The sequence below is a fragment of the Nocardiopsis sp. NPDC055824 genome, assembly GCF_053616335.1.
This window is the reverse complement of record NZ_JBSHDN010000001.1, coordinates 134,411-147,377: the sequence shown is the minus strand read 5'-3', so window position 1 is coordinate 147,377 and position 12,967 is coordinate 134,411. Positions and strand designations below refer to the sequence as shown.

Annotated in this window: 11 protein-coding genes; 6 read left to right on the top strand and 5 right to left on the bottom strand. The window is 71.1% G+C overall.

What is annotated here, in order from left to right; translation table 11 throughout:
* Positions 1-255 precede the first annotated feature (255 nt).
* Positions 256-1,275 carry a methyltransferase gene (locus ACWGL3_RS00565; RefSeq protein WP_452460581.1) on the top strand — a complete coding sequence of 340 codons (1,020 nt, stop codon included), beginning with the start codon at positions 256-258 and terminating at the stop codon, positions 1,273-1,275.
* Positions 1,276-1,324: 49 nt separating this feature from the next.
* Here ACWGL3_RS00565 and ACWGL3_RS00560 read toward each other — a convergent pair whose 3' ends face one another.
* Positions 1,325-1,756, bottom strand: coding sequence for a nuclear transport factor 2 family protein (locus ACWGL3_RS00560; protein WP_267949309.1), 432 nt, complete (start codon positions 1,754-1,756; stop codon positions 1,325-1,327).
* Positions 1,757-1,789: 33 nt separating this feature from the next.
* Positions 1,790-2,848 carry a type III polyketide synthase gene (locus ACWGL3_RS00555; protein WP_452460580.1) on the bottom strand — a complete coding sequence of 353 codons (1,059 nt, stop codon included), beginning with the start codon at positions 2,846-2,848 and terminating at the stop codon, positions 1,790-1,792.
* A gap of 295 nt (positions 2,849-3,143) precedes the next feature.
* On the opposite strand from ACWGL3_RS00555, the gene ACWGL3_RS00550 reads away from it, so the two are divergent.
* Positions 3,144-3,503 carry an MmcQ/YjbR family DNA-binding protein gene (locus ACWGL3_RS00550; protein WP_452460579.1) on the top strand — a complete coding sequence of 120 codons (360 nt, stop codon included), beginning with the start codon at positions 3,144-3,146 and terminating at the stop codon, positions 3,501-3,503.
* Between the two features lie 86 nt (positions 3,504-3,589).
* Here the strand turns inward: ACWGL3_RS00550 and ACWGL3_RS00545 are convergent, their stop codons facing one another.
* Together ACWGL3_RS00545 and ACWGL3_RS00540 are read right to left on the bottom strand one after the other, a co-directional pair.
* A complete protein-coding gene (locus ACWGL3_RS00545; RefSeq protein WP_452460578.1) occupies positions 3,590-4,498 on the bottom strand; it encodes a 5'-methylthioadenosine/S-adenosylhomocysteine nucleosidase family protein in 909 nt (302 codons plus the stop codon).
* Positions 4,495-6,222: a hypothetical protein gene (locus ACWGL3_RS00540; RefSeq protein WP_452460577.1), complete on the bottom strand. Its 1,728-nt coding sequence runs from the start codon at positions 6,220-6,222 to the stop codon at positions 4,495-4,497. The genes ACWGL3_RS00545 and ACWGL3_RS00540 overlap by 4 nt, the downstream gene beginning before the upstream one ends.
* Before the next feature lie 783 nt (positions 6,223-7,005).
* On the opposite strand from ACWGL3_RS00540, the gene ACWGL3_RS00535 reads away from it, so the two are divergent.
* Together ACWGL3_RS00535 and ACWGL3_RS00530 are read left to right on the top strand one after the other, a co-directional pair.
* Entirely contained in the window at positions 7,006-8,094 is a 1,089-nt protein-coding gene (locus tag ACWGL3_RS00535) for a type I restriction endonuclease (RefSeq protein WP_267949314.1), read from the top strand.
* Between the two features lie 588 nt (positions 8,095-8,682).
* Positions 8,683-9,369 carry a glycoside hydrolase family 11 protein gene (locus ACWGL3_RS00530; RefSeq protein ID WP_452460576.1) on the top strand — a complete coding sequence of 229 codons (687 nt, stop codon included), beginning with the start codon at positions 8,683-8,685 and terminating at the stop codon, positions 9,367-9,369.
* Positions 9,370-9,536: 167 nt separating this feature from the next.
* On the opposite strand, the gene ACWGL3_RS00525 is transcribed toward ACWGL3_RS00530, so the two are convergent.
* Positions 9,537-10,982 carry an acyl-CoA synthetase gene (locus tag ACWGL3_RS00525; RefSeq protein WP_452460575.1) on the bottom strand — a complete coding sequence of 482 codons (1,446 nt, stop codon included), beginning with the start codon at positions 10,980-10,982 and terminating at the stop codon, positions 9,537-9,539.
* A gap of 226 nt (positions 10,983-11,208) precedes the next feature.
* On the opposite strand from ACWGL3_RS00525, the gene ACWGL3_RS00520 reads away from it, so the two are divergent.
* Positions 11,209-11,586 carry an ankyrin repeat domain-containing protein gene (locus tag ACWGL3_RS00520; protein WP_267949317.1) on the top strand — a complete coding sequence of 126 codons (378 nt, stop codon included), beginning with the start codon at positions 11,209-11,211 and terminating at the stop codon, positions 11,584-11,586.
* 384 nt (positions 11,587-11,970) lie between these two features.
* Complete coding sequence (locus ACWGL3_RS00515; RefSeq protein WP_267949318.1) at positions 11,971-12,816, top strand: SDR family oxidoreductase; 846 nt, start codon at positions 11,971-11,973, stop codon at positions 12,814-12,816.
* The last annotated feature ends 151 nt before the right edge of the window (positions 12,817-12,967 follow it).

Here is a 12,967-nt window from a genome sequence, read left to right as displayed (position 1 = left end):
CCGTCCCGGTTCTGCCGTGCCCGGCGTCCCCCGCCGCGCGGTCGAGCTCCTCGGCCGACGCCCCCATCGGTTGTGGTTGCGTCGGCGGCTCGGAGGAGCCGGAGGGGCAGCGGACGGGCGGTCGCCCCGGGCCTCATCGGAACCGACACGCCACGCGCGGGCCCTACCCGCGCCCCCACCTGCGGGAACCTACAGTCGGTGGCAGTCCGGCAGGTGGCCGACGGGTGTGCCGAGGGGTCGGGACAGGGGGAACGCGTGTCCTGTGACAGGAGCGACCAGGAGCGGGCCTACGCCCTGCTCGACCTGGGGGACGAGATCGTCCACGCCCGGGCGCTGCAGATCGCGGCCGAACTGGGCATCGCCGACCTCCTGGCTTCGGGGCCCCGCTCGTCCGAGGACCTGGCGTTGCGCACGGACTCCGACCCTGGGGCCCTCCACCGCATGATGCGGCTGCTGGCCTCCCGCGGCCTCTTCCACGAGACCGGGCCCGGTGTCTTCGAGCTGACGGAGACGGGCGGCCCGCTCCGCTCCGACCACCCGGCGTCCGTGCGTTCCGTCCTGGCCCTGGCGGGAACGGTGGCGCCCCTGGTCCTGGGGGGAGTCCGGCACAGCCTGAGCACCGGCGAGGCCACCTTCCCCGTGGTCGCGGGGGAGCACATCTACGACTACATGGCACACCGCCCCGAACACGGTCGCCTGTTCGACGAGGCGATGCGGGAACTGACCCGGGTCGCGGCGCCCGCGGTGCTCGACGCCTACGACTTCGCGGGCGCCTCCCGCATCGTCGACGTCGGCGGCGGATCGGGGGCCCTGCTGAGCGCGGTCCTGCACCGCGAGCCCGGCGCGAGCGGGGTCGTCTTCGACACCCCCGGTGTCGCGGACTCCGCCCGGGAGAGGATCCGGGACGAGGGTTTGGCGGACCGGTGTTCGGTGGTCGGCGGGGACTTCTTCCGCGAGGTGCCGCCGGGCGGCGACCTCTACGTGCTGAAGTGGGTCCTGCACAACTGGTCCGACGAGCGCGCGACCGCCATCCTGCGCAGCTGCCGGAGGGCCATGGGGGAGGACGCGAAACTCCTTCTCATCGAGTCGGTGCTGCCGTCGGACGGCACTCCCCACCCGGGGAAGGCCATGGACCTGTCCATGCTCGTCCTCTCCGGTGGTCGGGAGCGCACCGAGGAGCAGTTCGCCGAACTGCTGGCCGGGGCGGACCTGGAACTCCGACGCGTCGTCCCGACCTCTTCGCCGCACAGTCTCGTCGAGGCCGTGCCCCGCTGAACCGCTCCTGTCGCGCACCGCCTCCCAACGGGGAGGGAAGATACCGGGCTCAGGGTCCCTCACCGAGCCAGACCGGGGTGATGTCCACCGTGTGGAACCGCCAGGCCGTGCCCGCACGCCGGTAGGTGTTGTCGTACCAGCCGCCGACCGACCACCAGTCCGTGGGGTCGTCCGCGCTGCGCAGGTGGACGGCGTGCATGGAGGAGCGGGACGTGGCGCGGTCGCCGTCGACCTCCACCCGGTGGTTGGCGCTCAGGTGGTGGGTCCGGTGGTAGTGCCCCAGGTCGGCCTCCACGTACTCGGCCAGGCCGGCGCGGCCGCGGTGCTCCCTCCCCGGCATGCGGAGGACCCCGTCCTCGGTGAACAGCGCCGCGTATCCGGTGAAGTCCCGGTCGTCGAGGCAGCGGACGAACTCGGCCAGCAGGTCGTAGATGTCGGCGCGGTCGAACAGCGAGCGCAGGCGCGCGGTCTCCTCGTGCACGGTCCCTCCCCGAGTTCGGTGCGGCGGCGCGGTTCACGTGCCCTGGAGCAGGGCGGTGTACAGGGTCAGGCCGGGGCCGAAGGTCATGGCGACCCCGTGCTTCCCGGGAGCCAGGGGGGTGGTGTCCTGGAGCTCGGCCATGACGAGCGGGAGCCCGGCGGAGGAGCAGTTCCCGTACTCCTGGAGGACGTGTCGTGAGGCCCGGGTCGCCGCGGGACCGAGGGAGAGGCTCTCCTCGGCGGCTTCGATGATGCGCCGGCCGCCGGGGTGGACCGCCCACCAGTCGACGTCCCCGGGGGTCAGCCCGTGAGGGGAGAGCAGGTCGGCGACCAGGCCGGGCAGGCAGGTGGCGATCAGGTCGGGGATGGCCGCGGAGAGGCCCATCCTGAACCCCTGGTCCCCCACCTCCCAGGTCATGTGCTCCTCGTGCCCGTGGTCGGTGTGGGAGGCCAGGTCCAGCACGAGCGGCGCGGGGTGGTCCGGGGGCCGGCCCGCGTCCCCTTCGACGACCAGGGCCACGGCCGCGTCGCCGAACAGGGAGTTGATGACGAACTGCTCCACGTCCCACGGCGGGGGCTGGAGGTGCAGCGAGGACAGTTCGAGGCTGAGGAGCACCGCGGGTTCCGGGTGGCAGCTCGCGAAGTCGACGCACGCGGCCAGGCCGGGAAGCGCGGCGAAGCATCCCATGTGGCCGACCACGAGCCGCCGGGTGGAGGGGCGCATCCCCAGGTCGCGGAGAAGCCGGGAGTCGACCCCGGGGGTGCCGTAGCCGGTCGAGGAGACGAGGCACAGCAGGCCGACCTCTTCCGCTGGGACCCCGGCCCGGTCGAGCGCTCCCCCGACCGCTGCCGTCGCCAGGGGCAGGCCCTCGTCCTGGAACCGGCGCATCCGGGTGGACGTGGACCAGTGTGAGCCGTCCTCGACACGGGGGTCGATCACCAGATGGCGTTTGCGGATCCCCGAACCCGCCAGGATCCTGCGCAGAAGCCGCTCCCCGGGGTGGTCGGCGGGCAGCAGACCGGGCAGCTCCGCCTGGTCCAGGGCAGCGGGCGGCAGGGCCGTACCGATACTGCTGATCTGCACCGCTTCCATGTCGAAGCCTCCTCGCCGCACCGGTGGACGCCGTACCGCCGTGTCCACCGGGTACCCGCTGCTCGCCCCGGTCGGGGAATGTGCCCCAATTCCTCCCTTTTGTGTACTTCCCTACCCAGAATCACGGTGTGCCCCCTGGTCAGGGCCGGGACACGCTTCCTCCCCGACGGCCTCCGCTGTGTCGCCGGCCGTGCCCGCCGGGGTTCCGATCCGTGTGGACCAGGGCATGGGCGGACGAGCGTTCCCGAGCCCCCACCGGGCGCGCGGTGTCGGTGGGATGTGGTTGTCTCACCCCATGGGTGTTGAGATCGAGCGGTTTCTGCGGTTGGTACGAGCTCTTCCGGGGTGCGAGCACACGGAGTCGGACCGGTACACGACGTTCCGCGTGCGCGGCAAGCCGTTCGGCTACCTGTGGCCGGACACCGCCACCGTGGGGCTGAAGCAGACCCTGCTGGAGCAGACCGCGCTCGTGGCCGAGCGGCCCGAGGTGTTCGAGGTGCAGTTCACGGCGGGCGGGTTCGGCTGGGTGGTCGTCCACCTCGACGGAATCGACCTGGACGAGCTCAGCGAGCTCACCCTGGAGGCCTGGTACCTGACCGCGCCCGACGAGCTGCTCACCGTTCCGCCGACCCCGGCGGCTCTGGTCGAGGCCTGACCCGGATCTCGGTAGCCGAGCCTCGGCCTGCTCATCAGAGTTTTGTGCTCTCGGCCCCGGCCCGCCGGACCGGGGCCGAGCGAAGGTCAGCAGAGGTAGGGGAGCAGCTCACGGAGGACGTGGGCGGCGTTGCGTGCGGCCAGGTCGTGGCTGTCGTCGTTCTTCTTCTGGTCGGCGTTGTCGGAGATCCCCCGGACCACGAGCCAACTCGGATTGGTACTGCCGCCCACGGAGTTCTCCTGCCAGTACTGGCTGAGCCCTCCGGACTCCATGTCCACGGCCAGGACCTTGTCGTTGTAGTGCTTCAGGTATCCGCGGACCTCGCTGTCGCGGGCCGCGATCACGGCTTCCCCGGAGCCGATCAACCCGGGGAGGGCCGCGTAGGGCTCGGTCTCGTAGCCGGGCGCCTGACCCCGCAGGGGAGCCGGAGAGCCCCGGTCGCTGAAGTAGGCGTTGACCGCGTGGACGATCTCGGCCGGCGCCTCCCTGTCCTCCCCGCGGTGCTGCACCGACTCGCCTTCGGTGATCTTGCGCTGGTCGTAGTAGACGACACGTGTGGAGACGATGACGTTGCCCATACGGGCGTCCACGGGGTCGAGTCCTCCTCCGATCCCCAGCAGGACCCACCGCTTGGGAGCGAATCGGCTGCCCAGGTGTCCCAGGGTCGACATCACCGAGCGCTGCCCGGGGCTGTGCGTCTGCATGGCGGCGATGCGCAGGGTCTGGTCGCCTTCCCGCACCGTTCCGGTCCGGAAGTAGAGGCCCGTGCTGTCGCGTTCCGAGCGGAGTGCGAAGGCGTCGACCACGGCCCGTGTCTCCACCGGCAGGATCGTCACCACACCCAGGTCCCAGCGGTCCGTCGCGGTGGAGTCGGACGCCTCGGCGGGTGTGAGGAGCGCGGTGGGCGGGAGCGTGTTGGTGACGCTGGCGCCATGGCCCATGGCGCTGTTGCTGATCCGGGCGTTGTCACCGAGGTTGAAGTCTCCGCTGTTCACTGCTGTGCCTCGCTGTTCTGTGGTGCGTGGGGATGCGGTCCCCCGCCGTGGTTGTTCGCGTGAGCTCCGTGGCCCATGGCGCTGTTGCTGATCCGGGCGTTGGGGCCGATGTTGAAGAAACTGTTCTGGATGATGTGATCAGCGCGTTTCCTGAACTCCGAGGTGTCGACACCCCTCTCCTCGAGGAAGTCCTGGGTGGTGTCGAGCAGGCGCTGTTCGACGATCTTCATGTGGCTGAGGATGCGCGTCTTGTCGAACTGGTCCGTGCTCCACGCCTGGGTGTGCTCCTCGCGGACGCTGATCTTGGTGGCGATGCCCAGGTTCCTGATCGGGGTCCGTGTCATGTCGTGCGGCAGGAGAGCCCTGACCAGGTAGTAGGGGTAGCGGGCGAGGCGCATGCACTCGGCCGCCTCCCTGGGGAGGCCGAGCAGGCCCCGGAACGCCGAGGCGAGGACGGCGCGTTTGCCGTTCTGGCCGTACTCCTCGGCCCGCTGGAACTCCTCCGGGGTCCGGGTGAGGGCGCAAGCGGCGAAGAACAGGCTCAGGGTGTTCCCCTGGGACCTGACGTGCAGGAGTGCGGTGGCCACGAGTTCCGAACCGTAGTCGGGCACACTCACCTCGAGGAAGTGCAGGCCACTGGCCTTGTCGCCGTCGATGATCCGGCGCATCTCCGCGGTGGGGATCCCCTCCGGCGACAGGTAGCTCCTGTCCTGGGACACCTCGGTCTCGGCCATGTACACCCGGTCGCGCACCTCGAGGGGCAGCCGGGTCCGGGCCCTGTCCCTGTTCAGGTCCCCGACCGCCGTCAGCAGCCGTTCCACGAGCTCGTGTGTGTGGAAGGGCGGGTTCTTGTACTCGCGTTCCCGCCGGGGTTCGTCGTTCTCACGGGGGCGACGGAGCCGGATGACCATGGGGTCCCACTCGTGGATGAGCTCGCCCGCTCCGACGAAGGGGGACTCCTTGTCGAACAGCCTGAAAGAGGACGGCTCGTACTTGTCGGCGTCGCTGTGCTTGGGCCGTCGGTAGACGACGCAGGCGTGGCTCTGCTGTGCGCTCACTTCCCGTTCGCGCTTGGAGAACCTGCTGGGCGTCAGCGTCACCGCCCGTTGAATGCTGTTGATCCGCGCCTGGCGAACTGCTCCGGCCAGTATGAACACCGCTGCTGTCGATCCGAGCAGAAGGACCGCCGTTCGCCCCTGTTCGGGCTGAGCCAGGCCGACGACGAGGAGCGCTACGGCAATTCCCGCCATCCATTTCCCCACGGCGCTCAGACTCCTCGCCTCGGGACGCCAGGCCCAGGCGCTTACGGGGAACGGCCTCCACCGCTGTTCGCGCTGCGACTGGGGAGTGGTTCGCCGTTCCTGGCGGGCGATGTCGCGGAGGAGGGTGACGGCCAGGTGGAGCAGCGCGAGCAGGGCTCCGGTTCCACCCATCAGCAGACTCGCCCACGGGCTGCCGAGGAACACCGGAGCGACGGTGGCGGTGACGGCCGTCAGACGGGTGGCAGCACTCAGATGGGACGCCCACCACGCGTGGCGCATCACGGGGACGAGGTCGAACCCGTAGGAGGGCGCAACCCGGCGGTGTGGGGAGGTGCATACCTGTTTCAGAACCAGGTTGCGGAGCTTCTCGTTGATGTAGACGCCCGCACACAGGTGGCGAGTGGCACCGGTCGGGTTCTCCCGTACGGATTCCCGGCCAGGGGATGTCTGGATGGCGCTCATGTGTCTCCCACGAGGCTCGTTCTGGTCGTGGTGACCTTAATGGGTGAAGCCCTTTAGGGTCAAATTGACTTTAAGGAATTCCGGCGAATTGCGACATAAAGGCGTCGAACATCCGGCGCCTCGGCATGCCGACATCATCGCGACAGGGTGTGACAGTCCGGTGTCTCAACGTGCTGACCTGTGCGGACCCCGTGCCGGAGAGGCCGGCCTCGGCACGCCGTGCCCTCGTCGAAGGGGATAGGCCGGTTCGGGGCGGGCGGTTCCGGCTCGGCCGAGGGGCTGCGCCGCCACCGTCTTCGGGACCCGATCCTGGACGGTTGCCGCTGTGGCTGGTCACGGCGCTGGGAGTGCTGCCTCGGCCTCGGGAGTTCGGCGCCGTCCGCCTCGGGGCGCAGTCCTGGGAAGGGAAAGGCCGAGGTGGCCGGAGGCCCTCCGACGCGAGCCCGTGTAATCCACCTGGTCGTCCGGAGCGTCGCAGAGGTGTGCGTCCGTCCGGTGGGTCTGCCTTCCGGTTCGGACGCGGTGCCGTGTCCGCCGCTTCAGGAGGGCACGGCGCCTCCTCAATTCATCCCCCCGGAGGTGCGCGTGCTCTCCCAGAGGCGCTTACGGCAAGACCAGAACCCTCCACCGCCCCGGATAAGGCCCGCCGTTCCCGTCGTTGAGAGCGGTGGGCACGACACGGCGGCGCTGGTTCTCGGCTGACGAGGTGCCGCCGCGCGTGTGCGGCGGTCCCTGGTTCTCTCTTGTCGTTTCCCTTGTCCGGGATTTCACGAAGGGTGTGTCATGCAGTTCGAAGAAAAGGTGTCGGCGCTCGCCTCCAAGGTGCAGAAGCAGCGTGACATGACCCAGACGGAGGAGGCGGCGAAGAACGCCTTCGTCATGCCCTTCATCGCGACCATTCTCGGCTACGACGTCTTCGACCCGCGTGAGGTGGTCCCGGAATTCACCGCGGACGTCGGCATGAAGAAGGGCGAGAAGGTCGACTACGCCATCGTGCGCGACAACGAGGTGCAGATCCTCATCGAGTGCAAGAAGGCGAACGGCGAGCTGAAGGTGGAGCACGCCTCCCAGCTCTACCGCTACTTCTCCGTCACCAACGCCCGGATCGCGGTCCTCACCAACGGTGTGGAATACCAGTTCTACACCGACCTCGAAGCGCCCAACCGCATGGATTCCAAGCCGTTCATGGTGCTCGACTTCAGTGATGTCGACGAGAGCCTGCTCCCCGAACTGCGCAAGCTGACGAAGGAGACCTTCGACCTGAACTCCGTGATCGACGCCGCGGAGAAGCTCAAGTACCTCGGTGCGATCAAGCGCACCCTGGCCGAGGAGTTCCAGGACCCGGAGGACGAATGGGTGAAGTTCTTCGCCAGCCGCGTCTACGACAAGTCCTTCACCAAGCGGGCTCGTGAGCAGTTCACACCTCTCGTCCGGGAGGCCGCTGCCGCCTTCCTCGACGACCAGGTCAACATGCGGTTGAAGAAGGCGTTGGAGTCCACCCGCCCGCAGACGGAGGCGGAGGAGGAAGCGGTCGGCAGCCGGGAGGCCGCCGACGAGGACTTGGAGCGCGGCACCGGTATCGAGACCACTCTGGAGGAGCTGGAGGGTTACCAGGTCGTCAAGGCGATCGCGTGCAGCGAGGTCAAGCCGCAGCGGATCGCCCACCGCGATTCCAAGAGCTACTTCGCCATCCTCCTGGACGACAACAACCGCAGGCCGATCGCCCGCCTGCACTTCAACGCCCGGTCGAAGAAGTACCTCGGTGTCTTCGACGCGGACAAGAACGAGACGCGCCACCTGCTCGGGTCGATCGACGACATCTACCTCCACGCGGACAAGATCCGCGAGGTGGTGCGGAGCTACCTGTCCTGACGCCGTGCCGACGGCTTCCGTGTCGGCTCTGCGCCGCTGTACCCGCCGGACCGCCAGGGGCGTCCGGCGGTCTTTTTCTGTGCGGACCGTCGGCGCCCCGCTCACGTGGGGCCCGGGCCGTGGCCGGACCCGCCCTCGTCCGTTGCTGGCGCGAGGCACCCCGGTCACGACTCCGCTGCTCCCCGGTGAGGAGACGTCGCCACCCGTCCGTCCCGGCCGAGCCCGTGCGCCCCGGTTCCCTCGAACCGCCCGGCCGAGGAAGACCGAGAGGTTTCGAAATATTTCGAAAAAACGGACCTGAGTCCCGGCTCTGTGTGTCGACAAGTCGTGGGATGATCCGGATTTCGCTTTCTGCAACCTCCTGAACTGGACTTTTGGCCATCCGTGGCGCGCATCAGTTTACGAAACATTTCGGAAACCATTGACAACCCCGAGGAGGCGGACGAATACTGCCGGTCACGGCAATCCGCCGTTCCCCCAGCGCCGTACGGCACCGACGTGCGGTGACCGCCCCCGGTCGCCGTCATCCCCACCGGGTCGTGCCGCGCCGCCCGGCTCCGCGCCGGCCTCACGAAGAGGAGAGCGACCATGACCGACAACCCCCTCCGCCCGTTCGACCGCAGGAGATTCATCGGCATAGGCGGCGCCGGCGCCCTGGCGGTGGCGGCGCCCGGGCTGATGGCCGGACCCGCCCTGGCCCGGACGACCATCACCGAGAACCAGACCGGCACCCACAACGGGTTCTACTACTCCTTCTGGACCGACGGCGGCGGGTCGGTCTCCATGACGCTGGGCTCCGGCGGCAGCTACAGCACCTCGTGGAGGAACACGGGCAACTTCGTCTGCGGCAAGGGCTGGGGCAACGGCAGCCGCAGGAACGTGAACTACTCGGGCAGCTTCAACCCGTCCGGCAACGGCTACCTGTGCCTGTACGGGTGGACGTCGAACCCGCTGGTGGAGTACTACGTCGTCGACAACTACGGGACGTACCGGCCCACGGGGGAGTACCGGGGCACGGTCAACACCGACGGCGGCACGTACGACCTCTACCGCACGATGCGCTACAACGCCCCCTCGGTGGAGGGCATCCGGACGTTCCCGCAGTACTGGAGCGTGCGGCAGTCCAGGAGGACGGGCGGGACCATCACCAGCGGCAACCACTTCGACGCGTGGAACCGCGCGGGCATGGGGCTGGGAGCCTTCAACTACTACATGGTCCTCGCGACGGAGGGGTACCAGAGCAGCGGGAACTCCAACCTCGCGGTCAGCGGCTGAGGGACCGCACGGCAGGCGCTCCCGGGGGACGGCCCGCCCCGGATCCCGCTGAACGCCGAGCCTCTGCACCCCTGCACCCGCGCCACCGCCCCTCGCGACGGTGGCGCGGCGGACCGCGGCCGCCGCGCCACCCCGCGGACACCCGCCTCCGGGCGGCGGGGAGGGGCTCAGCCCGCCGCGCCGCCCAGGAGGTTCTTCTGGATCTTGCCCATCGCGTTGCGGGGGAGCGTGTCCACCACCCGCACCTCGCGCGGGCGCTTGTGCACCGACAGCTGGGCGGCGACGTGGTCGATGACGGCCCCGGGGTCGACGCCGTCCCCCACCAGGTAGGCGACGATCCGCTGGCCGAGGTCGTCGTCCGCCTCGCCCACCACGGCCGCCTCGCGCACCGAGGGGTGGCCGAGCAGCGCGGACTCGACCTCTCCGGCGCCCACCCGGTAGCCGCCGGTCTTGATCATGTCGACCGACATGCGCCCCACCACCCGGTGCCAGCCGTCCCGGTCGGTCACCGCGGCGTCGCCGGTGCGGAACCAGCCGTCGTCGGTCCACGCGGCCGCGGTGGCCTCCGGCAGGCCGAGGTAGCGGTCGAACAGGGTGGCGCCCCGGACCTGGAGCTCGCCGACGGCCTCCCCGTCCGGGGCGACCTCCTCGCCGTGCTCGCCGCGCAGCCGCGACTCCACGCCGGGCAGCGCCGTCCCCACCCAGCCGGTGCGGCGGGGCGCGTCGGCGCGCGCGGCCAGGGTGATCAGGGTCTCGGTCATCCCGTAACGCTCCACGGGGCTGTGTCCGCAGGCGGCCCGCAGGCCCTCGGCCACCGGGTCGGGGAGCGCCGCGCTCCCGGACACGAGCAGCCGCGCACCGGCCATGGCGCGGGCGGAGTCCGGGTCGCGGACGATCCGCGACCACACGGTCGGCACCCCGAAGAACAGGGTTCCGCGCCCCTTGCCCCTCGCGCCGCTCCTCGCGGGCGCCGCCGGGCCCGCGTGGTCCCCGCGCGCCGCTGCGGCGTAGGCCGCGGGGGTGGGGCGGACGGTGTGCAGCAGGGAGCTGCCCACGCGCAGGGCCCCCAGCACGCCCAGGACCAGGCCGTGCACGTGGAACAGCGGGAGCCCGTGGACCAGGACGTCCTCGGAGGTCCAGTCCCAGGCGTCGGCGAGCGCGTCCACGTCGGCGGCGACGGCCCGCCGCGACAGGACGGCGCCCTTGGGACGGCCGGTGGTCCCGGAGGTGTACATGATCAGGGCTGCGGCCCCGGGCGGGGGCTCGGGGGCCGTGAACGGGGCGCGCTCGGCCGGGTCGACCGGCACCACCGGGAGGTCGATCCCCTCCTGCGGGGCGCCCAGCCACAGGGCGGCCCCGGAGTCGCGCACGATGTGGCGGCGTTCGGCGGTGCCCGCGTCCGCGGGCACGGGGACCACGGGGACCCCGGCGAGCAGGCCGCCGACGACCGCGACGACCGTGGACAGGGAGGCCTCCCCGTGGACGGCGACGGCCCCGGCCCCGGAGATCCGGCGGGCCACGGCGCCCGCCGCGGCCCACAGCTCCTCGCGGTCGAGTCCCGCCTCGCCGACCCGCACCGCGGACCCCTCGCCTGCACTGGGGTTCAGCAGCATGCCCCGCTCCCGTCCGTCGCTTCCGATCCGGTCGCGAGCCAGTACACCACAGGCCGTCGGCCGCCACCGCCCCGGAGGGGACCACGTGGACTCCCCGTGAGGAGGCGGTGCGCACGCGGCCCCGGCCGCCGACCGCGGTGTGCTCCCCAAAAGCGTGGCCGCCCTCACCGCGCCGGAGGCGAGCACGTGTCGGGCGAGGCAGAGGGGCACTTCTAGCATGGAACCCATGAACGAACTCTCACCCGAGCAGACCGGGCGGATCATCGCCCTGGCCATGGACCTCGCCCGGGAGGGCGGGACGCAGGAGCTCATGGAGTTCCTCGACCACGGCCTGCCCGTGGACACCCAGGACGAGCAGGGCAACAGCCTGGTGATGCTCGCCGCCTACCACGGCCACGAGGGGACGGTCAGGTCCCTCGTCAACCGCGGCGCCGACGTGGACCTGCGCAACGGCAAGGACCAGACGCCGGTGGCCGGGGCGCTGTTCAAGGGCGAGGAGGGTGTGGTCGCGGCGCTCGTCGAGGCCGGGGCCGACCTCGACGCGGGCACGCCGAGCGCCCGTGCCGCCGCCGAGATGTTCGGCCGCACCGACCTGCTGCCCTGATCCGGGACGGCCGCTGCCCCTGACCTGCGCCTGCGAGGGCCCCGCTCCGGGCCCCGGTCCGCGGACTCCCGCCCCGGGAGCCCCCGGACCGGGGCCCTTCCAATGGGCGCGGCCGGGGCAGCGGCGGAGACGCGGCCCACTCCTCGGCGGGCACACGCGGTGCCGGTGCCGGCGAAGGCTTTTTCCTCCGTCCCCGTGTGCCACGAGGGGGCCGTGCCCGCCGGGGACCTAACGTGGCCCTGCGGGGGCCGCCCGGGGGCCGCCCGGGGGCCGGATCCCGCCGGCGCCTGCGGGAACAGCGGTGCCGGTGTCGGCGTACGGGCGGGCCGAGGACATCCGTGGTCCGGAGGGGCCGGACACCCAGCAGGGGAAAGGTGCGACGACATGGCGGGACCGATTCTCATCACCGGCGCGGGCAGCGGCTTCGGCAAGGAGGTCGCGCTGCGGCTCGCCGAGGCCGGACACGAGGTGATCGCGGGCGTGGAGATCATCGCCCAGGTCGGCGTCCTGCGCGCCGAGGCCCGGGAGCGGGGCGTCGGACTGCGGGTCGAGAAGCTCGACGTGACCGACCCCGGCGACCGGGAGAGGGCCTGGACCTGGAACGTGGAGGTCCTCCTCAACAACGCCGGTGTCTCCGAAGGCGGCGCCACGGCCGACATCCCCGAGGAGCGGCTGCGCCGCCAGTTCGAGGTGAACGTCTTCGGTCCCGTCCTGCTCACCCAGGGCATCGCCCGGCAGATGGCGGCCCGCCGCGGCGGGCGCATCGTGTTCATGTCCTCGGTCGCCGGCCTCACCGTCGACCCGTTCACCGGCGCCTACGCGGGCTCCAAGCACGCGGTGGAGGCGTTCGCCGACGCCCTGGACCAGGAACTCGCGGAGTTCGGTGTCACGGTGGCGACGATCAACCCGGGCCCCTTCCTCACCGGGTTCAACGACACCATGTTCGAGACGTGGAAGGAGTGGCGCGACGACCCGGCCGACCGCCTCTACGACTACGCCGAACTCGCCTTCCCGCACGAGCAGTACGACCCCGAGCCGGTCTACCGGCGGACCGTCGAGGTGCTGCTGGGCGAGGACCGCCGCTACCGGCACCTGCTCCCCGCCGAGATGGAGCCGCAGGTCCGCGCACAGGTCGACGCCCAGTGGGGCCGGCGGCTCAACGACGGACGCCGCCCCGACCTGGTGCGGAAGGCGTACGACATCGCCCCCGGTACACCGGTCGAAGCCTGACCCTCCCACTGCGGCGCGCACGGGGACGGCGCCGGGCGTGCTCCCCTCCCTCCCCGGGCGCCGGCATCCTCGCCGTGCCCGGCCTCCGTCCCCGGCCCGTCCCGGAAACGGGCCGAGCCGACGCGGTCGGGACCGCGTCGGCTCGGTGTCC